The sequence below is a fragment of the Bradyrhizobium sp. LTSP849 genome, from assembly GCF_000938255.1.
Taxonomy (GTDB): domain Bacteria; phylum Pseudomonadota; class Alphaproteobacteria; order Rhizobiales; family Xanthobacteraceae; genus Bradyrhizobium.
This window is the reverse complement of record NZ_JYMR01000004.1, coordinates 177,610-197,775: the sequence shown is the minus strand read 5'-3', so window position 1 is coordinate 197,775 and position 20,166 is coordinate 177,610. Positions and strand designations below refer to the sequence as shown.

19 protein-coding genes and 1 pseudogene are annotated in these 20,166 nt (G+C 60.8%); 9 read left to right on the top strand and 11 right to left on the bottom strand.

Annotation, left to right across the window (positions count from 1 at the left end; translation table 11 throughout):
• Positions 1 to 18: 18 nt before the first annotated feature.
• Together UB31_RS03245 and UB31_RS03240 are read right to left on the bottom strand one after the other, a co-directional pair.
• Positions 19 to 660, bottom strand: coding sequence for a glutathione S-transferase family protein (locus UB31_RS03245; protein ID WP_045002432.1), 642 nt, complete (start codon positions 658 to 660; stop codon positions 19 to 21).
• A gap of 69 nt (positions 661 to 729) precedes the next feature.
• Entirely contained in the window at positions 730 to 1,665 is a 936-nt protein-coding gene (locus UB31_RS03240; RefSeq protein WP_045009787.1) for a hypothetical protein, read from the bottom strand.
• A 265-nt stretch (positions 1,666 to 1,930) separates the two neighbouring features.
• On the opposite strand from UB31_RS03240, the gene UB31_RS03235 reads away from it, so the two are divergent.
• From UB31_RS03235 to UB31_RS03225, 3 genes are all read left to right on the top strand, one after another.
• On the top strand, positions 1,931 to 2,836 hold the full coding sequence (locus UB31_RS03235; protein WP_045009786.1) for a LysR family transcriptional regulator: 906 nt from the start codon (positions 1,931 to 1,933) through the stop codon (positions 2,834 to 2,836).
• A 192-nt stretch (positions 2,837 to 3,028) separates the two neighbouring features.
• A complete protein-coding gene (locus UB31_RS03230) occupies positions 3,029 to 3,901 on the top strand; it encodes an alpha/beta fold hydrolase (RefSeq protein ID WP_045002435.1) in 873 nt (290 codons plus the stop codon).
• Between the two features lie 75 nt (positions 3,902 to 3,976).
• Positions 3,977 to 4,699 carry a hypothetical protein gene (locus UB31_RS03225; protein ID WP_045009785.1) on the top strand — a complete coding sequence of 241 codons (723 nt, stop codon included), beginning with the start codon at positions 3,977 to 3,979 and terminating at the stop codon, positions 4,697 to 4,699.
• A gap of 33 nt (positions 4,700 to 4,732) precedes the next feature.
• On the opposite strand, the gene UB31_RS03220 is transcribed toward UB31_RS03225, so the two are convergent.
• The 4 genes from UB31_RS03220 to UB31_RS03205 all read right to left on the bottom strand — a co-directional run bounded on the left by UB31_RS03220 (position 4,733) and on the right by UB31_RS03205 (position 8,369).
• Positions 4,733 to 5,731: a quinone oxidoreductase family protein gene (locus tag UB31_RS03220; protein ID WP_045009784.1), complete on the bottom strand. Its 999-nt coding sequence runs from the start codon at positions 5,729 to 5,731 to the stop codon at positions 4,733 to 4,735.
• 30 nt (positions 5,732 to 5,761) lie between these two features.
• A complete protein-coding gene (locus UB31_RS03215; RefSeq protein WP_082078387.1) occupies positions 5,762 to 6,787 on the bottom strand; it encodes an MBL fold metallo-hydrolase in 1,026 nt (341 codons plus the stop codon).
• A gap of 69 nt (positions 6,788 to 6,856) precedes the next feature.
• The gene (locus UB31_RS03210) at positions 6,857 to 7,258 is read right to left on the bottom strand and encodes a hypothetical protein (RefSeq protein ID WP_045009782.1); all 402 of its coding nucleotides are present in this window, start codon (positions 7,256 to 7,258) and stop codon (positions 6,857 to 6,859) included.
• Between the two features lie 7 nt (positions 7,259 to 7,265).
• On the bottom strand, positions 7,266 to 8,369 hold the full coding sequence (locus UB31_RS03205) for an MBL fold metallo-hydrolase (RefSeq protein WP_156175149.1): 1,104 nt from the start codon (positions 8,367 to 8,369) through the stop codon (positions 7,266 to 7,268).
• Positions 8,370 to 8,595: 226 nt separating this feature from the next.
• On the opposite strand from UB31_RS03205, the gene UB31_RS03200 reads away from it, so the two are divergent.
• Positions 8,596 to 9,240 (top strand): TetR/AcrR family transcriptional regulator, encoded by a 645-nt coding sequence (locus tag UB31_RS03200; RefSeq protein WP_245305946.1) that lies wholly within the window; start codon positions 8,596 to 8,598, stop codon positions 9,238 to 9,240.
• 52 nt (positions 9,241 to 9,292) lie between these two features.
• Positions 9,293 to 9,757, top strand: coding sequence for a PaaI family thioesterase (locus UB31_RS03195; RefSeq protein ID WP_045009779.1), 465 nt, complete (start codon positions 9,293 to 9,295; stop codon positions 9,755 to 9,757).
• A 41-nt stretch (positions 9,758 to 9,798) separates the two neighbouring features.
• Here UB31_RS03195 and UB31_RS03190 read toward each other — a convergent pair whose 3' ends face one another.
• The 4 genes from UB31_RS03190 to UB31_RS03175 form a co-directional block, all read right to left on the bottom strand.
• Positions 9,799 to 10,527, bottom strand: a complete 729-nt coding sequence (locus tag UB31_RS03190; RefSeq protein ID WP_045009778.1) for an SDR family NAD(P)-dependent oxidoreductase — start codon at positions 10,525 to 10,527, stop codon at positions 9,799 to 9,801.
• A 13-nt stretch (positions 10,528 to 10,540) separates the two neighbouring features.
• Positions 10,541 to 11,524 carry a zinc-dependent alcohol dehydrogenase family protein gene (locus UB31_RS03185; protein WP_045002442.1) on the bottom strand — a complete coding sequence of 328 codons (984 nt, stop codon included), beginning with the start codon at positions 11,522 to 11,524 and terminating at the stop codon, positions 10,541 to 10,543.
• A gap of 145 nt (positions 11,525 to 11,669) precedes the next feature.
• Entirely contained in the window at positions 11,670 to 12,611 is a 942-nt protein-coding gene (locus UB31_RS03180) for a D-2-hydroxyacid dehydrogenase family protein (protein ID WP_045009777.1), read from the bottom strand.
• Between the two features lie 178 nt (positions 12,612 to 12,789).
• The gene (locus tag UB31_RS03175; protein WP_045009776.1) at positions 12,790 to 14,034 is read right to left on the bottom strand and encodes a hypothetical protein; all 1,245 of its coding nucleotides are present in this window, start codon (positions 14,032 to 14,034) and stop codon (positions 12,790 to 12,792) included.
• Between the two features lie 504 nt (positions 14,035 to 14,538).
• Between UB31_RS03175 and UB31_RS03170 the strand changes: the two are divergent.
• Positions 14,539 to 15,480 (top strand): annotated as a pseudogene (locus tag UB31_RS03170) (GlxA family transcriptional regulator); the annotation flags it as partial.
• 345 nt (positions 15,481 to 15,825) lie between these two features.
• The gene (locus tag UB31_RS03165; RefSeq protein ID WP_082078386.1) at positions 15,826 to 17,004 is read left to right on the top strand and encodes a metallophosphoesterase; all 1,179 of its coding nucleotides are present in this window, start codon (positions 15,826 to 15,828) and stop codon (positions 17,002 to 17,004) included.
• A 170-nt stretch (positions 17,005 to 17,174) separates the two neighbouring features.
• Here the strand turns inward: UB31_RS03165 and UB31_RS03160 are convergent, their stop codons facing one another.
• Positions 17,175 to 17,675, bottom strand: a complete 501-nt coding sequence (locus tag UB31_RS03160) for a winged helix-turn-helix transcriptional regulator (RefSeq protein WP_045009978.1) — start codon at positions 17,673 to 17,675, stop codon at positions 17,175 to 17,177.
• A gap of 206 nt (positions 17,676 to 17,881) precedes the next feature.
• Between UB31_RS03160 and UB31_RS03155 the strand changes: the two genes are divergently transcribed.
• The gene (locus UB31_RS03155; RefSeq protein WP_045009775.1) at positions 17,882 to 18,520 is read left to right on the top strand and encodes a 2-hydroxychromene-2-carboxylate isomerase; all 639 of its coding nucleotides are present in this window, start codon (positions 17,882 to 17,884) and stop codon (positions 18,518 to 18,520) included.
• Between the two features lie 52 nt (positions 18,521 to 18,572).
• Positions 18,573 to 20,126 (top strand): class I adenylate-forming enzyme family protein, encoded by a 1,554-nt coding sequence (locus UB31_RS03150; RefSeq protein WP_045009774.1) that lies wholly within the window; start codon positions 18,573 to 18,575, stop codon positions 20,124 to 20,126.
• Positions 20,127 to 20,166: the final 40 nt, after the last annotated feature.

The following is a 20,166-nucleotide window of genomic DNA, read 5'->3' as shown; positions in this document are numbered from 1 at the left end:
CACGGAGTTGCTTTCGCGTCATGCATTTGTGCTGGGCCGCGCCGAAACCACATCTTTCCAGCGCATCAGCGCTCGGTGCTCCGCCGGAATCGATATGTCGAGCGCCTTTGCGAAATCGATCGTCACCAGCGCAGTGATGTCTGCTGCCGAAAACCTTTCCCCGGCGACGAAGGGCACCTGTTCGAGCCGTTCGTTCAAGTCGGTGAGAAAGTTCTTCACGCGCAGCATGCTGCGGTCGACCAATCCCGGGATCTGCTCATAGCCGTGCGGTCCGGCGATGGCGCGGCCCTTCAGCCGCTCCGCCTTGTTGCGCACGCCTTCCATCACCGGCGCAAAACCTTCGAGCTCAGCGAACCGCTCCCACATCACGACCAAGCCCTTGTCCTTGGGCGTCGCGCCCAGCAACGGCGTTTCGGGAAAGGCTTCATCGAGATACCGCATGATGGCCGGCACCTCGCCGATGGCGGTGCCATCTTCGAGCACGAGTGCCGGCACGACGCGGCCGGGATTGATTGCCTTGTAGGCTTCCGAGTGTTGCTCGCCGGCGCCGAGATCGACGGAGATCAGCGTCGGCTTGAGTCCCTTCTCGGCCAGGAAAATTCGGACGCGCCGCGAATTGGGCGAGTTGGCGGCGTGGTAAAGCTTCAATGTGTCTGACATCCCGTGACTCCTCGTGTTCGACTTGGATGGCCTAATGCGCTTGGTCAGGGACCTCGGTTCGGGGCGACGTCACCGCTGCGTGTCCTGCACGAAGCGCCGTGTCACCTCATTCCGCGTCTGGTTGACGGCCCCGATTCGCTCGATGAGCTCCGCGGTCCGGCTGCCTCTCAAACCGGCCGTGGTGATCACGCCATCGCGGACATAGGTGTAGACACCGCTCACCAGGAATGCGCCGACTGAGCGAAGATGCCTGCGCTGGTCCGTGATGGTTGCGCGATAGGTCTCGCTTTCGCAGAACTCTCGTGCGGTGAGCGCGCTTGCGAAACCGATCTCGATGACGCCGATGTCCTTGCGTTCGTCGCTGACCCGATGATCGCCGTGGGGCGAGGGCGGCGATGGGCGCGCGTTGTCGTACGGCTCCGGCAAATGCAGGCGCAACTTCCGTACCGCCGGCGCGGATGACAGATGTCGTGCCCATTCCGACAGCCAGGGCCGAAATCCCTCGGCAGATCCGCCGTTCAGGTGCAAATGCAGGCGGTACAATCGGTCCGGCCCGTTTGGAATGCCGTCGGGCTCGCGATCAACCAGCGTGTGGGACCCCCTCGGCAGATTGTAGGCGACGATGTGCTCGAACAGATGGAACACGTCTCCGAACAACACCGGGCTTGCCTCGGCGTAGCGGTTGAGGCCGTCGATGTCGGCAAAGCCGATCTCCGCGGCGCCGTCGAGCACGACGTCCATGTGGCGAACGCCATCCGGCAGAGGCCAGAGGTTTGCCCGGCGGTCCTGTGAAAAGTGGTGCTGCACGTAGTAGCTGATGCCGGGAAGCCGCGCGCAGAGCGGCCCGAGGACATCGCGCCAATAGTCGGCGAACAGATCCTGCGGAAGCCCGGCAAGCTTGCGGAGGACACCGTAGGAAAGGCAACGGAGATTCTCATCGCGCCCTGCAAAGTTGGCGGTGTCCACGAACTGGGTCGGTTCGTTCGGGCGGCTGTGCTGGGTCATGGAAAAATCCTAGCGGCGTTGGGTCGGGCCAACTCGCCGACTGATGTTTTCCTTGGGGCCGTTCGCAACAAGGGCCAATTACCGTGCATTCAATCGGCGGCGCCGATTGATCGGCCGTCGCTCGCGAGCTGATGTCCAGGGCTGGGCCAGGTGCTGAGCAAGGTTGTAGCGCCTCCTGCCTCATCCTGATTGCAGGCAGCATCACCGCAGCGTAGGCTCGCGTTCAATCGACCCATCCGATCAATCGGTTGACGCGAGGATTGGCGTGGAACTGCGGCAGATCGACTGCTTCCTGGCGGTCGCAAAGGATCTCCATTTCGGAAGAGCGGCGAAGAGACTGTCGCTCGCGCAATCCTCCGTCTCCGAAGCGATACGCACCCTGGAGCAGGAAGTGGGCGGACCGCTGCTGGTCCGAACGAGCAGGCGCGTCCAGCTGACGTCGCTTGGCGAGAAGTTTCGCCTCGGCGTTGAACCCGCCGCGCTGGTTCTGCATGCCACGCTGGACGATTGCAGGAAGACCGTCCTTGGTCAGCCAAACCGGCTAAGGATCGGTTTCCTCGGTGGTGGTCTCTATGAGTTGACCCTGCCGTTCGTCAAGCATCTCAGGAGCAAGTTTCATATCGATGTCGAATGGGTGGAGCTTTCGCTGCTGGACCAGTTTGAGGCGATTGCGGCGGGCAAGGTCGATGCGGCGTTCTGTAGGCTTCCGCTCTCGCATGACGGCCTGGTGCAATGCACGGTGCTGCTCGTGGAGAAGAAGAAGCTGGTGGTGCCGGCCGATCACAGGCTCTCAAATAGGGACTGGATCGATCCTGAGGAGCTCGCGCTCGAGACCTTGCCGACTTTGCCCGACAATCATCATTTGGGCGCTTGGGCGGCGATCCATTTCCCGGATCACACACCTTCGGGACGGCCGATCGCGCGAGGGCCGGTCGTCACAACGATCCGCGAATCTCTTGCGGCCGTCGAATCCGGCGAGGCCGTCGTCATCGTGGGAGCGCGAGCGGAGCTCTATTATTCCAACCCCCGCATCAGGTTTGTCGAGATCGGCGTTGCTCCCGTCAGTACCGCTCTCGTGAGGCGCCGAGCTGACCGTCGGCGTGTGATACAGGACCTCGAAGAATGCGCACGCGACGTCGCGGCCGGTTTGGTCGAAACCGTAGAGCATTGAGGGTTACCGAATTGAGGTCCTGTCGGGCAGGAGGATACCCACTTCAGCGCGTCCGTTTTTGATGGGTTTTCGTCCTCACCACACGCAGCATCTCTAGCTACAACAACCGAACCGTAACAGGTGCGCAGCGCTTCTCCGAGTGCCGCTTCCGGCGGATCGCCGAGTTGGAGCGCAGAACGGGACGAACCAAGCATGACATACCGACATGTCACGGCCCCCACCCAGTTCGTTGAAGCCCACGGAATTCGCTTCGCCTACCGCCGGTTCGGACAGGAACGCGGCACGCCGCTTCTTTTCATGCAACATTTTCGGGGCGGAATGGATCATTGGGATCCCGCGGTCACCGACGGCTTTGCGGAAAATCGTCCGGTCATTCTGTTCGACAATGCGGGGGTCGCCTCGTCGAGTGGCGAGACGCCGGACACGATCGATACGATGGCGGAGCACGCCGCCGATTTCGTCGGGGCGCTCGGACTCTCGCAGATTGATTTGCTGGGCTTCTCGATCGGAGGATATGTGGCGCAGACACTTACGTTACGTCATCCCGAACTGATCCGCCGTCTTATTCTCGCCGGCACCGGGCCGCGAGCGGGCGAACCGCCGCAAGACCCGAAATACGCCGAGTACGGCGGTCTGACTGATCCGAAAACCGGGCAAAGCCCAATAGAGACGTTCCTTTATCTATTCTTCCGGCCTTCGCAGACGAGCCAGTTCGCCGGCAAGGCGTTCTGGGCGCGCCGGCACGCGCGGAAGGAAGATGTCGACGTACCGACATCGGCACAAACGATGGCGGCGCAGCGGGCAGCCATCACCGAATGGCGTCAGACCCGCGGCGAGCGGTTCGCGGAGCTCAAGGCCATCACGCAACCGACACTTGTCGTGAACGGCCATAGCGACATCATGGTTCCGACCGTCAATTCGTTCACGCTCTCCCAGACTATCCCAAACGCTCAATTGATCGTCTATCCGGACTCCGGGCACGGTTCGTTGTTTCAGTTTCCGGAACTCTTTGTAACCCATGGGCGGATCTTCCTGGATGGATCTCTTGCGGTCACTGGCCGCTAGAGCCGCCGCGCAGCGCGTGGTCCGGCGATCTGATGAACGAGCGATTGGTACGGGCTACGCACAGGGGACCATCAAATGAACGAACTACTTGAGCTCGCCGTGTCCGCTCATGGAGGGCTCGACAGGTGGAAGCGTATCAGGTCGATCGATGTATCGCTGATCATTTCCGGCCAACTGCTCGAGGTGAAGGGTTTCCCGGAACATCAGCATACGAAGGTCACCATCGATGTCGATCGGCCTCGAACCGTCATGGAGCCCTATGGTGAGGAGGGCACACGGGGAATCTACACGCCGGGCCGCGTCTGGATCGAGGCGCGCGATGACGGTCGGGAGATCATCGACCTCAAAGAACCGCGCGCCTCCTTTGCCGGGCATGTTCGAGATACCAAATGGGACCAGCTCCAGCGTCTCTATTTCCTCGGCTACGCGATGTGGAACTACCTTGCGACGCCGTTTATTTTCGTTCGGGACGGCTTCGACATCCAGGAGCTCGCTCCTCACGAAGAAGACGGCCAGAGCTGGCGCGTTCTACAGGTGCGTTATCCGAAAGACATCCCGACGCACTGCGATACGCAACAATTCTACTTCAACAGCGACGGATTGCTGAAGCGCATCGACTATACGACCGATGTGCTCGGCGGCGTAGCCTCGCACTACCTCTATGACCCGAAAAGCTTCGCGGGCCTCGTCGTTCCGACCCGGCGCAGGGTGGTGCAGCGGACGCCGGCCGGCCCAAAGATAACGGGCATAACTGCGGTTTTCCTTGACTACCTGGACGTCGAGATTCACGACCGATAAAGATGCGTCAAGGATACGACCTTGCGTCCGGGTCTAGTCCCCGACGCGCATGAGCACGCGGCCGAACGGCCGGTCCTCGATCAGGTGGCGGACCGCGTCCGCAGCATCGGAGAGCGGAAACACTTTGGCGATGGTTGGCTGGATCGTACTTTCGGACAGGTAACCGATGAGTGTCTTCTGCGCGGCAGCGAGCGTCTCCGGCGCAAAGGCCCTGAAAGTGAAGCCACGGACCTTCGCCGCCTTCCAGATGATGTCGGTGAGATTGACGCTTGCGTGGCGACCGCCAGCATAGCCGACCACTGCATACGTCCCTCCTGGAAGCAGGCAACCAAGCGCCTCGCCCGTGAGCTTTCCGCCGACGCCATCGATAATGACGTCCACACCACGGCCGTCGGTCAGCCGCATCACGCCGTCCCGCAGGCTCTCGCGCGAGAGGTCGATGACGTGCTCGTAGCCGGCAGCATGCGCAGTCTCCGCTTTTGCGCTGGTGCTGGCGGTGGAAATCGCGAGCGATGCGCCGAGCTTGCGTGCAATCTGCACACTCTCCATACCCACCGCGCCACCTATTGCGGGAGCAAGCACGCTCTGCCTGGGTTTGAAGGCAACAAACTCCGTCAGCACGAGATACCCGGTCAGATAGCCCGCACCGGCGAGAAAGGCAGCGGCCTGATCATCGTCGATATGCGAGGGGATTGGCATCAGGCCGGTGGCGGGTGCGGCGACCAGTTCTCGCCAAGTGCCATCTGCAATAATGCCGAAGCCAGGTCCCGTGACGAATACGCGGTCGCCGACTTTGAAGCTGGGGCTCCTTGTCTCCACCACGATGCCGGCCCCCATCTGCCCACCGACACGCGGCAAATTTTCCGGCGTCGCAGCATAATGGTGGCCGGACCGAAAGGTGTTATCCAGCGGATTGATCCCGACCGTGCGCATCCGCACGAGCACCTGACCGTCGTTCGCAGCTGGTGCCGGAAGATCAACGACCTTGTTCTCCGCATAATCGCCGTAGGCGCGATACTGAATGGCTCTCATCGGTGAGGCTTCCTTCAAGTTGCGCTTTGATCAGAGATGGGCCTTCTTGACGGGGCGCGGTGCGTAAAGAAGCTTGGCGGAGAAATCGACCCAGTCGGCTTGCTGCCGGTCGGGGAAAGCGGCTTTCAGGCTCGCGCTATAGGCTTTCGCGTCGGCGGAAGCCGCATGGATCTCGTTGGCACGCTTGACGTAGGTGATCGTGCTGTCGACCGCGGAGCGGTTGACTGGCGTGTCATGCCCGATGACGAGGGTGTCGTAGCCTTGAATCGCCTTGAGCTGCTCGAGTACGGTTATCCAGTGATCGAAATGATCGACGACCGTGAAGGCGTGTTCGTTCGGTGAAAACACCAGGTCGAATACCATCAACACTTTTTGCTCGGGCAGCAGAGCGGCGAGCTGCAAATCCGATTCAGCGTCGACGAATCGCTTGAAGTCATAGGTGATGCCGTCGATCCGTTGCACGCCTTCGGCGATTGTCTGCGTCGGGACGGTGACCTTGGTCGCGATCCTGTCACCGTATATCGGGCGGAAGCTATCGAGTCTGGCTTGACCTCTGGCGCGGAGCTGGTCGGAGATCCCGTCGAGGGCGAACACACGGGCGTCGGGGAAACGCTCGGTCAGAATCTGAAGACCAGACCAGTGATCCGTATGCGCATGCGAGAGAATGATCCGGTCGACGGGCTTGCCGAGCGTCTGCACGTATGACGCGACTTCGTCGGCATACGGCAGCAGGAGCTGACCATCGAAGATGACGACTGCCGTCGGCCCCTCGATCATCTGCGTATTGACGTGAAAGCCGTCCGGGGGACTGAGGTAGGAGTGAATTTTGACGGGGCCGAACTGGCTTACGAGGATGGCCCCCATACGGCCCGACGCCGCCGCATCCTTGGTCCCTGGCGCGGCACCGTTCTGCGCCGGCTCAGGGTTTTTGACGGCGGCGGACGACGAGGGCAAGCCGATGAATGGGACTAGCGCGCCCGCAGCGAGCTGGAGAAACCGAGAACGGGATAGAGCGGCTTGCGACAAGCGCTGAAGATGGGAGTGGCTTGACTGCATTTCTCTTGTCCCTTGTTTAGCATCACCGCGCAACTGGGGCCGACTTGGAAGTACCGGGCCGTAGCGCGTTTATCCACGCTCGGTCTGTGGCGAGATCCGCACGGATCTGTGAAGCAGATAGACGACCAGGAATTGGAGGACGGCAATAAAGAGCGGCCCAGCGAATTTTCCCAGATCATGCTGAAACAGACCGATTCCGGCATCTAGCAATTGCATGGCGCCCGCGAGCGGGCCCAGGATCAGCAACGCAGACGTCGCTCGTTTGTAGATTGCCGCCAATGCAAACAAAGCCAGTGGAATTGTGCGCGCCGCCGCGTACATGGCTAGTAGTAAGGACGCCTCTGTTGGGATGGAGCCGGCAGGCACCACGGCTTCCGGACGGAAGATTGCCGCGATGGAAAAGCCGCTCGCGACCAGGACATTGATTGCAGTGACGAGCGAAGTCAGCTGCATCGCCTTTATTGTTGTCATCGGCTCGCTACCAGATCCACTGGGCGGCTTCCCAGTGGTATGCCGCGTCGCGTCGGGCGACATGTCCAATGGCCGGGAACGGAAAATGATAGCCCATCACCATGATCCGGTCGGTCGCGACGCGGTCCAGAATGGTTTTGCGTGACTTGATCGCCTGCGCGGGGTCGTAGTCGAAGATGGGCGACCAGTCGGGATGCTGTAGGCTGGTCACCGGGTTATGGGCGATGTCACCCATGTGCATGAACTGGTCCTTGCCTGAGGTGAACAGGATTGCGGCATGGGACGGCGAATGTCCGGGCGCCGAAACATAGTGCACGCCGCTTGTGATTTCGCCGCCATGCTTGATGAACCGGGAACGGTTGGCGACCGGTGGCAGATTATCTCGTGCCGCCCCAATCGTGCCCTTCTTGAACGGGTCAGGCATCGGTGAACTGTTGACCTCACTTTCGTAACGGCTGCCGGTCCAGTAATTCCACTCCGTATCGACAAAGACGAACTGAGCCTTCGGAAACGCCAACGCGCCCGATTTCGTCACCAAGCCGCCGATATGGTCGAGATGACCGTGCGACGTCACGACCAGATCGATGCTCTCCGGCGAAATTCCGGCCCGGCTCAGATTCGCCTCGAGTCCGGGAAAGCTACCGAAGGACGGGCCGAGTTTCTCACCAAAGCCGGAATCGACGAGGATGCGCTCGTGTCCCGTGTCGACCACCAGGATGTTGTTGGTGACTTGGATCACCGGCTGCATGAAGTTTGCCTTCAACACCGGAGCAAGTTCAGCTTCAGAGGCATTCATGACGAGGATCGGCCGGATCGGTATCTGCCCAGAGCCATCCGAGATCACGGTTGCCTGGAAGTCTCCGATCTTGAAGCGGTAGAAGCCGCCACCGTTTAGCGGCTCCGCGCCGGCTGGACGGACGCCTTCCGCCAGCCCCGACGCGGGGGTGAGCATCGGCGTTCCCACAGCGGCAAGGGCCAGCCCGGTGCCGGCACGAAATACACTGCGACGCGTCAGGATCGTCGGGCGATTGATCATGTCTGTCTCCAGATTGAAGGCGCTGCGTGTCAGCGCGGAAGCGGCGGTATTCGATGAAAAGACAATGTCGATCACAATTGTCTTTGTCAACCTAAAGATCGTCGGCTTCGATCATTTGAGGGACGGGCAGGATGCTTTATTTCTAGAAAACCTCAAAATTTAAGCGTCAAAGGGAGCCGGTGGCGCTCCCATGCACGTCAACCTGGCAGCATCCTGACCGTAAGAATCGATTGTAAACACAATCGTGATGTATTAGGTCAATGGGCGTGGTGGCAAGGAATCGAGGAGCAGGCTTTTGGGCGTGTCGAGAGAACAGGCTGCGGAAAACCGCCGCGCGATTGTCGCGGCGGCCACGCTGCTATTCAGAGAGCGCGGAGTGGAGGCTGTCGGACTGAGCGAACTGATGAAGCACGCTGGCTTCACCCAAGGTGGCTTCTACAACCACTTCAAGTCGAAGGCCGACCTGGTTGCCGAAGTGCTTGCTTCGGCAATCGCTGAGGGGAATACCGAGTTCACCAAATTCGTGAGGGGCCCGGTCGATGAGTCAACTACTGCACTTCGGTGCTACGTAGACTGGTATCTGTCGCAAGCCCATCGCGACAACATCGACCACGGGTGCCCTGTCGCCGGATTTGTTGGCGATGCGCCTCGCTTGGGCGCCGCAGCGCAGTCTCATTTCGCCGGCGGATTGGACGATCAGATAACGATCCTGGCCGGGTTGATCGCGGAGAGTGGATCTCTGGCTGCGCAAGGCGAGCGCGGGACGTTGCGCGAGCAGGCAATTAATCTGCACTGCGAAATGCTGGGTGCGCTCATCCTGTCACGGTCTGTCGCACAGGCTGCGCCAACGTTTTCGAACGAGATTTTGGAGAACGTTCGGCGAGACGTGCTCGCGTCTCTCGATGAGCGTGCGAGTCAGCGCTCTAAACCGCGGAAGAAACCCTAATCAGGCTGGTCCCGTGCGAGTGATGAGCACGAACTAATTGCAGGCTAAGTATATGAATCCTACCGCAAACGAAGGCGTTTCCGCTTTCTCTGGTCTTAAATACTTCAGAGCGCTCATGGAGGGCTCCATTGCGCGTTCGGCGATGCTCGCGCTTTTCGATATCAACATCGAAGCGGCTGAGCCTGGGTTCGTCGTGCTAACCGCGATACCGACCGCAGAGCACTACAATCCCTTGGGATTCGTCCATGGTGGGTACGCAGCCGTCCTGCTCGATACCTGTATGGCAGCGGCCATCGTAACATCGCTCGAGCCGGGCCTCTCGTCCGTCACCCTCGAATACAAGATAAACTTTGTAAGACCTATGTCCGCCGATACCGGGGTCGTCCGCGGGGAGGGCAAGACGCTACATGTCGGTCGACAGATGGCGATCGGCGAGGGCAGATTGCTCGACGCGAAGGGTAGGCTTCTCGCCCACGGGACGACTACCTGCCATGTCGTGCGCGATGGGGGTTCCTGAGAGGTGTTGACTTGCCACCCCTCCGGCCGCCCTTCCGCTGATCAAACTTGACCTCGACCGCCATCGACGAAGAGTTCGATGCCCGTGACAAAACTGGAATCGTCCGAGGCCAGAAACACCGCCGCCTTGGCGACTTCGTCCGGCTCTCCCATGCGTCCCATCGGAATGGTGGCCAGTATCCTCGCAATGGCCTCCGGCGGCTGTAGATCCACCAACGGCGTCTTGATCGGACCGGGGCTCAGCACGTTCGAGCGAATGCGACGGTCCTTCAACTCCACGGTCCAGGTTCGCACAAAATTGCGAACCGCGGCCTTGGTCGCGCCGTAGGTACCGAAGGAAGCTGTGCCTTTGATGCTCGCGACGGAGCCGATGAGAATGATTGATCCTCCGTCGTTCATCAGGGGCAAGGCCTTTTGCACCGTGAACAGCGTGCCCTTGACGTTGAGATCGAAAAGCTTGTCGAAATGCTCCTCGGTGAGGGTTGCCAAGGGAGCGAATTCGCCGATCCCGGCATTGGCGACCAGGACATCGATCTTTCCTTTCGCCTTTACGGTCTCGCAGAGACGATCGAGGTCCGGAAGTTTGGAGACGTCGCCGCGAACGCTTGCAACGTTGCTGCCGATCGCCTTGACAGCCTCGTCGAGCTCCTTTTGGCGGCGGCCCGTTATGAAGACGTAGGCGCCCTCTTCAACGAACCGCTTCGCTGTAGCGAAACCTATTCCCGTGGTCCCGCCGGTCACCACGGCCACCTTTCCCTGCAACTTGCCCATTCTCGTCGCTCCTTCAGACGGTCACGACCACCTTGCCGAACTGCGCCCCGGTCTCGACGTAGCGATGGGCGGCCACGATCTCATCAAAGGGGAATGTTCTGGCGATGATCGGCCGCAGCGCGCCAGACGTAAGCCCTTCGCCGATGAACTGTTTAAGCGCTGCAAGCTTGTCGTCGCGCGCAATCGCGGTCGGGAGAACGAAGCCGCGGACCGTCAAATCCTTCCACAAGACCTGCGCGAGGGGCAACGGGGTCGCGTCGGGACTGAGTCGACCGTACGCGACCAGCAAGCCTCCGATCGCCGTCGCCTCGACAAGTTTCTCGAAGGTTGCCCCACCCACTGCATCGAACACCACCTCGGCGCCCTTGCCGTCGGTCAACCGAGCCACCTCCGCAACTAGGTCCTGTTCCTCGGTTGCGATGACGTGAGCGGCTCCCGCCTCGCGCAGTGCCGCCGCCTTCGCGGAGGTCCGGGTGAGTGCAATCGGGATCGCACCCACCTTTCGCGCGATTTGGATCGCAGCAAGACCCGTGCTGCTCGATGCTGCCGTTATCAATACTGTCCGCCCCGCCGAGATGCCGGCGATACTGATCAACCCGGTCCAGGCGGTGCCGAACGCCATCCAGGTTGCTGTCGCCTCCTGCCAACTCTGATCGTCCGGTATTTTCACGAGTGTCCTGGCGGGCGCGAGGGCAACCTCGCCATAGTAGCCGCGGCCAGTCTCGCCGGGAATGACTGCCACCCTGTCGCCGACCGCAAGACCGTCCACTTCCGATCCTAGCGCTTCGATCAGACCCGCAGCCTCCAAACCAAGTTGCGCGGGCAACGGTGCCTTCGTTGCGGCTTTACCGGATCGGGTCAGGACCTCGCTTCGATTCAGGCCGAAGGCCTTTATCTGTAAGCGGACCTCCTTGGGGCCTGGATCTGGTATGGTCACATCTTCGATCTTCAGGACCTCCGGACCGCCGAACTCGTGAAATCGAACGCTGCGTGACATGCGGTTGCTCCCAGGATCGATAACCAAGTAAATCGTCCCTCAGCATCGAGAAACGCCATTTTTGCCACCTTCCAGGACACACGCAGGACTCAACGGCGAGGCCGACGGAATCCTGCGGCATCCTTGCTGGCGTTCCTTCCGATGTTCACGGGCTTGGCGCCTGCGTCTCGATCCAGGCTCCGATCGCCGCCGCCGCGTCGCCATAGAAAGTCCGGTAGAGGTCTTCGGCGACGAATCCGATATGCGGCGTCGCCAGCACGTTCTCTAGGGATCGGAACGGATGCCTGGCCGGCAAGGGCTCGGTATCGAAGACGTCGACCGCCGCCCCCGCGATAGCTCGTGCGCGCAAGACCTCGATGAGCGCTTGCTCGTCGACGATCGGGCCGCGCGACGTGTTGACCAACCGCGCCGTCGGTTTCATGAGCGCCAGCTCGGCAGCGCCGACGAGACCGCGGGTGCGCTCGCTCAGGATGAGGTGGATGGTCACGATATCGGCCCGCCGAAAGAGTTCGTCTTTGGTCACGAGATCGGCACCCGCGGCTGCCGCCGTTTCTGCGGTCAAGTTCTGGCTCCAGGCGATGATCTTCATGCCCAACGCGCGGCCGATCCTCGCGACCTGTCCGCCGACGTTGCCGAGACCTAAGACTCCAAGGATCCTGCCGTCGAGTTCATGGCCGACCGAGGTTTGCCAGCCGCCGGCCCGGATTGAGTTGCTTTCTCCGACGAGATGACGCGCGCTGGCGAGGATCAGCGCCCAGGTCAATTCGATTGTCGGCGTGGATCTGTAGCCCGTGTTGGCGACTAAAATGCCGCGCTCATGAGCGACGGCCATGTCGATGGAAATGTTCCGAGGTCCGGTCGAGGCAATGAACCTCAGCCGCGGTAGACGTTCGATAATGTCGCGGCGCAGGGGCGTGCGCTCGCGCATGACGCAAATCACGTCGAAGGGCAAGAGTCTCGCGACCAATGCGTCGACTTGGTCGATATGATCGTTGAAGACGGTGATGTCCGCCCTTTTGGCGACCGCGGACCAGTCGGCGCTGCTCAGTGCGACGTTCTGGTAATCATCCAGGATTGCGATCTTCACTGCGTGCCTCGCTTCCGTGAAACTGGTCGGAGAACTCGCGCCTTCGAGCGTCGCGTGTCCGGGAGCTCTCTTGGTCCGGGCAACCAAGTAGATCGTTCGGCCGAAGCGGGAAACGCCATTTATCCCACCTTCCAGGACATGAGCACCTTCGTGCGAAGGGAGCGGAACCGAGGCGCTGTCAGTTCAGGAAGTGTCGGGTGGGAGACGTCGGCTCCGCGACCCATGCACGACGAAAAGCGGCCGCGATTTTTCCGCGAGATATCTCCCTGTCGGACTGGGCCGGGAATTTCGGGAAATGCTCGTCATGGGAGCTGTCGGCAACGAAGGGCAGCATGGAGAACCCAAGATACTCTCCGGACGCGGAAAGCGCGGTTGGGTCACCGATAAGGGCAGGGCGCGTCGCCATCCCCGCGGCGCTGCCTGCACGCCAGTGTAATTCGCGGAACTCCCGCTGTCCGACCGACGGTCCGGACAAGACGCGAACCGCGCTTTCATAAGAGATGAGATAGACGCTGTGATCCCCGCTAAGTGCAAGATTTGCATCCCGCATGCTGTCAAGTTCGGCCAGGATCCCAGCCTTTGACGGTGGATTTGCCAAACCTATTGCCGTCAGCCCAAAGAGTGCGTCGAAAACCATCATGGGGTGTCTGGCGTGCGACAATCTCCGTAAATAGCCCTCCACGACGGATTCGCCGAACGCGGCCGCCGACCTCGCTGCGATGGCGGCAAGCCAGAACGTACGTTCTCTCAGGAGCACAAAGCTTGGTGTCCAGCTTTCCCATACGAAGCTATTGGCCATATCCGCAAGCCATGGCCGAGCCTCGTTACTTGACGCGACCAGGGTAAGTTGGCCCAGTGCATGCAGAAGCTGCCAGTATGCGCGCAGGCTCGTTGCGCCGATTCCCGACGTCCCGCTCAATTCAAATCTCACCACCGATCGAAGCGTGTCGAGGACCGGAAGGATGCGCATCGCAGCATTGTAGGCCATCTGTTCCAACAGGGGAGCCCAGGCGAAGATCTCGTGGAAATTCGATCGCGATTGTATGGGCGACGGTTCGAAGAGAGCTTCGAGAATGCCGTACGCATCCCTCGTGGCGTATGTTCGCTGCATCGAATCCTGCAGCGATTTTTCGAATTCCGGTAGCGTCCGAAGCACTTCATCAAGATCGACGACGGACCATCCGGTCTGTCGCTTGCGATCGATGGTGTACCCATGCCGTCCGACCTTGAGCCAGCTTTGGTTCTTGAGTTGGCCGATCAAGAAATCCTGACCCGGATCGACCCCGGCAATTTTGCCGAGCCGTTCCCGAAGCGGTGCATCTCGGATGATGGCCATGGCGGCGGCCAGTTGGGTGACCATGTCAGTGCGGGCAGCCCCCAGCAGCTCGACCATCCTTTCGATTTCGCCATTCACCTCCAACATTTCGCCATGTGCTCTCGTCGTTTCCGAAAACGCTTGATGGAGTGCGGTTCAGAAGCGCTAAGGCTAGGCGATCAAAGCTGAGCGCCAAACGACGTTTTGCCCACGTTTCGGGACATCCCATGTTTCGACAAGGCGACGGCAAGCGCAAGTATCTGGAAGGGGGCGATCTCGACAGAAAAATTCGAAACACGCCATATTGCTGTGCGATATTTTCTATGAATGCAAACCGACAAAGCTAAAAACTTCCAAAGTCTGGGGCGACATTGAAAGTCCGTTTGAGTGAGCCGCAAGGAATCCCGGCAATATCGCGAGGCGAGGAGACAATCGCAGCCCAATAGACGCGCCCGACCAATTAACGCCATTCTCCCGGAACAGGCACTCGTCTGGGCTGCCGTCTGGTGCCGGAATTGGCCAGTGGCCAATTCCGAGATCGGACCTACATAGAGCCCGGGTTGCTCGATCCCCGAACAACGTAATGCTTATCACGGATAGTGGGAGGTTTGCTTGCAGCGAATAGGAGTAGTGACCTTTCCAGGTTTTCACGTGATGAGCTTCGCGGCGATGTCGGTCTTCGAGGTCGCCAACTCGGAGTTTGGCGAACGCCGCTACGACGTTCATTTTATCTCGGAGAACGGAGGACCAATAAGGACGACGGCCGGGCTTGTAGTAGAGACCGAGCCGTTCGACAATTCCCTCTTCGACACACTTATTGTCGGCGGCGGCACGGACCGGTCGCTAAGTCCGTCCGAGGGAGTGCTGACGTACCTACGAAAGGCTCCCGAGATTTCCCGCAGGGTGGCCGCGACGTGCGTCGGTGCATTTACGCTGGCTGAAGCAGGACTTCTGGACGGCAAGCAGGCGACGACGCATTGGGACTACACGGCGGAACTTCAGCGACGTTATCCGAAGGTCAAGGTGCAGGAAGACCGGATATTCGTCATCGACGGATCGGTATGGACGTCGGCGGGCATGACGGCGACGATGGATCTCGCACTGGCGATGGTCGAGAACGATATCGGTCCGGACGTCGCTCGAGCGGTCGCGAAGAAAATGGTGATCCATCATCGCCGTTCAGGCGGACAGTCGCAGTTCTCGGCGCTCCTCCAACTCGAGCCGAAGTCCGACCGAATTCAAAGCGCACTCGCATTCGCGAGGAAAAATCTCCATACCGAACTTACGGTGGAAAAGCTCGCGGAGGCGGCCCATCTGAGCCCCCGTCAATTCACTCGTGCGTTCGCGGCGGAGACCGGCGAGTCGCCGGCAAAGGCCATCGAAAAGCTCCGTCTCGAGGCCGCCCGATTGATGTTGGAGGACAGTCGGCATCCGATCGAGATCATCGCGCGGCAGACGGGCTTTGCGGATCGAGAAAGAATGCGGCGGGCATTCGTGCGTGTGTTCGGCCTGCCACCTCAGGCAATGCGACGACAGGCTCGGACGGATGCGCAACTGGGACACGACGCTCCGTCGGGCACACTGCCCGCGCTCCGTGATGCCGATCTTATGGTCGATCAGGAGCCAGCCACCCTGCAAGGCGATGCGCCTTCATTCCGGGAATTTCTCGCCGAGCATCGGCAATCGGCTTTACGACTCGGCCCGGGTCGCTTCGTCCTCCAGCACATCCCAATGCTCAGCGAGGACACCGTCGGCGATGCGCACGATGTCCGTGGCAATCCGATTTTTCGGTAGTTGTGCGATGCGCGGGCGACCGGTCACCTCATGAACCTCAAGCGGGAAGGTTGCGCGCCCGAGCGAGCCGAGGAAGCGGTCTGACCGAAGCTAATTCGAGTAGAGATGGCGCTGGGCTTCGTGTACGAAAGCCGCACCGATCAAATCCGGAGCGAACCAATTCCCCAACTCATATTCGGCCTGGCCTATCTGCTGATCCTGACCCGCTTCATCTGGCCGCTGCAGTTGCCGCTTTCGATCAAGATCTTGGTGGCGGCGCTCGCGTTGGTCGCATTGCAGTTTCACCGGTGGAGCAAGCTCTCGTCGGGCTCGGCATTCTCTCCGGAGTTTCCGCGCCCGGTGGTCGTCCTCTTCAACTGGGCGTTCGGCGCGATCGTCTTGCTGGCGCTGCTGCAACTGGCGCTCGATGTCGGACTCCTGGTCGGACTTCTGATCCATGGGGACATCGTGAGCGCACCCGACGGCGTCCGCTATGGATTGGCTGCGTTGGCTGCCGTCGCGGCCGCTGTCGGTGTCCATCAGGCGATGCGGATTCCGCCGCTGAAGGACATCGAAGTCGGTATCCACGGACTTCCGCGACAGTTCGACGGGTACACCATTCTGCAACTGACTGATCTGCACATCAGCCGGCTGTTTCCCGCTTCATGGGCGCGCGCCGTCGTCGAGCGATCGAACAAACTCGGCGTCGACTTGATCGCGATCACGGGAGATCTGATCGACGGCACTCTCGATGCGCGACGCGCCGACATCGAGCCGTTGCGGGACTTGAAGGCGACCGACGGCGTCTACGTGATCTCGGGCAATCACGAATACATCTTCGGCTACAGCACGTGGATGGCGCACTTCGCCGAATTGGGACTGCTCTCGCTCGAGAACAGGCACATCGTTCTCGATCGCGACGGAAGCAAGCTGGTCCTCGCCGGCATTACCGACCGGGCGTCGCGCCGCACTAGACATCTCGTCCGAGACCTAGCCGCCGTCCTCGAAGGCGCCCCCAAAGGCGTCCCTGTCATCCTGCTCGACCATCAGCCGAGCGACGCACGGAACGCCGCGAAGCTCGGCGTGGCTCTGCAACTGTCCGGACACACGCATGGAGGACTGATTCTGGGCATCGACCGGCTGGCCGCACGCGCCAACGCCGGCTACGTGTCGGGTCGTTACGACGTCGACGGGATGACGCTTTACGTGAACAACGGCACCGCGCTGTGGCCCGGCTTCGCGCTGCGACTCGGTCGCCCCTCCGAATTGACGCGGATCACGCTCCGCCAGCCGGGCGCCACCTGATCGCGCGAGGGCCTGCGATGGCACTGCCGTGTCCCTCAGGTGCTCGCCGCAAGAGTGATCAGGGCGACGAAGACGCTAAGCGGCACAAGGTGCGAAAGCAGTCAAGGACTGTCTGAAGAGTAGTCGCTACATCGAAATCTATCAGGCCGCTTATGCATTTATTCGGTCGGCTATCGTTTCGCCTCGTTCTCGACGGCCTTCGCACGCGCAGGTGAGGATTTTCGCGCGCCGGGGCCAGGATGAACATGGACCTCCTTCGCGGTCAGAGGCTCACCGCATTCGGAGCAGACCATGACGGGGTCGAACATCTTGTGGCAGTTCTTGTGTTCGTGCAGCAACGGCCGTCCGCGCGCATCGACCATGTGGATATTGCCCCAGTGCACGATCGACATGATGATCGGATAGAGATCGAGACCCTTCTGCGTCAGGATATACTCGTAGCGCTTGGGCGCGTCCTGATAGGGAGTTTTGCGAAGGACGCCAAAGCGGACGAGCTTCTTCAGCCGATCGGCCAAGAGGTGCCGGGTCACGCCAAGCGACGACTGGAACTCGTCGAATCTGCGGATCCGAAGAAAACATTCACGCAGGATGAGCAGGCTCCAGCGGTCGCCGATGACCGCCACGGTGCGGGCCAGCGAGCACGGCTCCTCCTCGAGAGCATCCCATTTCATCAACGTCTCCAGTCGATCTGCGGCATCCAAGAAAATAAATTCTAAATCAGAACTCACTACATTTCAATAGGATGCCTCATTCCACGCGGAAACGGGCGCATTGAATGATGATGATCATATTGACAGTTCTAAAATAGAACTTTAGGACTCGCGCCACGATCAATCAGGTGGCGAACGATTGCCGCCATCGAAGGGAAGAGCGTTCCATGGCAGCTCCGCTCAAGGTCGAATTTCACTTCGATTTCGGCAGTCCCAACGCCTACCTCGCCGAGCTTGCGCTGCCTGCCATCGAGCAGCGAACGGGAGTCAGGTTCGACTACGTGCCGGTGCTGCTCGGCGGCGTCTACAAGGCGACCGGCAACATGTCGCCCGCGGAGTCGCTGCGCGGCATCAAGAACAAGCCGGAATATAATGCGCTCGAGACCGAGCGTTTCCTGCGCCGCCACAGCATCACCAAATTCAAGACGAATCCGTTCTTTCCGGTGAATACGCTGATGCTGATGCGCGGCGTTGTCGCGGCCGAGTCCGAAGAGATGTTCGAGCCCTACTTCCGTGCCGCCTATCACCACATGTGGGTCGAGCCGAAGAAGATGGACGATCCGCAGGTGTTCCGCGAGGCGTTCCTGTCATCCGGGCTGGACATCGATCGCATCATCGCTCGTGCCCAGCAGGACGACGTCAAGAAGAGGCTGATCGAGAATACAGGCGGCGCGGTGGCGCGCGGCACGTTCGGCTCTCCAACGTTCTTCGTTGGCAACGAGATCTACTTTGGCAAGGACAGTCTGCGCGATGTCGAGGACGAAATCCTTGCGCAATTGAGCTCGGCGCAGCGCAAGAGCGCCTGACCGCGCGGAGGCATGGAACGAACCGAGCCCGCAAAGGGCCTTTCAACGGGAGGTGTCATTGGCGAACTGGCAGCAGGCTGCAGCCGAAATCACGAACGCGTTGCCGCAGCGCATCCATGAGGTCATGGACCCCTATGTTGCCGCCACTCCCGACCAGACGGCGCTGATCGAAGACAATGCCAGCCTGACCTATCGCGAACTCGATCGGGCGGTTGGTGCTACGGCGGAGGCGCTGCGCGCGCTAGACATCCGCGCCGGCGATCGCATGATGATCGTCAGCGAGAACTCGATCGCGCTCGCCTGCCTCCTGTTCGCAGCAAGCCGCCTCGATGCCTGGGCGATTGTCGCCAATCCGCGGCTGTCGCCGCGTGAGCTCGATCAGATCAGGGATCACAGCGGCGCCCGGCGCATGTTTTTCACGGCAAAGGTCTCCGAAGAGGCGGCCGCGCACGCGACGCGTTACGACGCTCGGGTGCAGGATGTTGGGCCGCTCCACGACATCGGCGTGTCTGCTCTGAACCAGGACACGCAGGCGGAGCCGGTCGAGGCCGACGGCACACGTCAGGTAGCGGTCCTTATCTACACCTCCGGCACGACCGGAACGCCGAAAGGCGTCATGCTCTCGCATCGCAACCTGCTGTTTTCGGCGAGGACCACGGCGAATTTGCGCAGCATGACGGCGGACGACGTGCAGTATTGTGTGCTGCCGATCTCGCATATTGTCGGTATCTCGTTGCTGACGATGACGCTGATGGTCGGTGGTGTCACCCGGCTGGTCACCAAATATAATCCCGCTGCGCTGGCCAAGGCGCTGGCCGAGGAAGGCATCACGCTTCTGAACGGCGTGCCCGCCACCTATCAACGGCTGCTGGAATACAAGCAGATGGCAGGCTTGCCGAAACTTGAGCGTGGTGCGCTGCGCCTGATGAGCGTCGCCGGCGCCCCGCTCGACCTCGAGCTAAAGGCAAGGGTCGAGAAGGAGCTTGGTCTTCCGCTCGGCAACGCCTTTGGTATTACTGAATGCTCGCCCGGAATTTCCGGTGTGCGGCCTGAGGCGCCGCGCAGCGACAATTCGGTCGGCGTCCTCGTGCCGGGTATCGAAGCCAGGATCGTGGCGCGTGATGGCATCGTCGTGACGAACGGTGAGATCGGCGAACTGCATGTCCGCGGACCGAACGTCATGCGCGGCTATTATCGCGCGCCCGACCTCACGGCGAAGGCGATCGACCCGGACGGGTGGTTCAACACGGGAGATCTCGCGCGCTTCGAGGGCGATGCGATGTTCATCGTTGGCCGCACCAAGGAAATGATCATCCGTTCGGGCTTCAACGTCTATCCGGCCGAGATCGAGGCGGTGCTCAGCACCCATCCCGACGTGGTGCAATGCGCCGTGGTCGGGCGGCCGGTCATGGGCAATGAAGAGATCGTGGCCTTTGTCCAGCTCCTGAAGGGCTCCTCGGCCACCGCGCAGGACGTGATGGCGCATGTCGCGCCGGAGCTCACGTCCTATAAGCGGCCGTCGGAGGTCATCCTCATGGACGCGCTGCCAGCCACGTCGACCGGCAAGCTCCTGAAGCACAAGCTGGCGGAATCGCTACGCAGCTAAAGCGGGCGAGATCGCTTCAACGTCTCACAAGGCTGGAGAA

Excerpts from the sequence above, each read along its gene's own strand:
- UB31_RS03210 (WP_045009782.1), bottom strand. The coding sequence starts at position 7,258 with ATGACAACAATAAAGGCGATGCAGCTGACTTCGCTCGTCACTGCAATC.
- UB31_RS03220 (WP_045009784.1), bottom strand. The coding sequence starts at position 5,731 with ATGAGAGCCATTCAGTATCGCGCCTACGGCGATTATGCGGAGAACAAG.
- UB31_RS03155 (WP_045009775.1), top strand. The coding sequence starts at position 17,882 with ATGGCAGCTCCGCTCAAGGTCGAATTTCACTTCGATTTCGGCAGTCCC.
- UB31_RS03175 (WP_045009776.1), bottom strand. The coding sequence starts at position 14,034 with ATGTTGGAGGTGAATGGCGAAATCGAAAGGATGGTCGAGCTGCTGGGG.
- UB31_RS03230 (WP_045002435.1), top strand. The coding sequence starts at position 3,029 with ATGACATACCGACATGTCACGGCCCCCACCCAGTTCGTTGAAGCCCAC.
- UB31_RS03195 (WP_045009779.1), top strand. The coding sequence starts at position 9,293 with ATGAATCCTACCGCAAACGAAGGCGTTTCCGCTTTCTCTGGTCTTAAA.
- UB31_RS03185 (WP_045002442.1), bottom strand. The coding sequence starts at position 11,524 with ATGTCACGCAGCGTTCGATTTCACGAGTTCGGCGGTCCGGAGGTCCTG.
- UB31_RS03240 (WP_045009787.1), bottom strand. The coding sequence starts at position 1,665 with ATGACCCAGCACAGCCGCCCGAACGAACCGACCCAGTTCGTGGACACC.
- UB31_RS03160 (WP_045009978.1), bottom strand. The coding sequence starts at position 17,675 with ATGAAATGGGATGCTCTCGAGGAGGAGCCGTGCTCGCTGGCCCGCACC.
- UB31_RS03190 (WP_045009778.1), bottom strand. The coding sequence starts at position 10,527 with ATGGGCAAGTTGCAGGGAAAGGTGGCCGTGGTGACCGGCGGGACCACG.
- UB31_RS03225 (WP_045009785.1), top strand. The coding sequence starts at position 3,977 with ATGAACGAACTACTTGAGCTCGCCGTGTCCGCTCATGGAGGGCTCGAC.
- UB31_RS03165 (WP_082078386.1), top strand. The coding sequence starts at position 15,826 with ATGGCGCTGGGCTTCGTGTACGAAAGCCGCACCGATCAAATCCGGAGC.
- UB31_RS03245 (WP_045002432.1), bottom strand. The coding sequence starts at position 660 with ATGTCAGACACATTGAAGCTTTACCACGCCGCCAACTCGCCCAATTCG.
- UB31_RS03215 (WP_082078387.1), bottom strand. The coding sequence starts at position 6,787 with ATGCAGTCAAGCCACTCCCATCTTCAGCGCTTGTCGCAAGCCGCTCTA.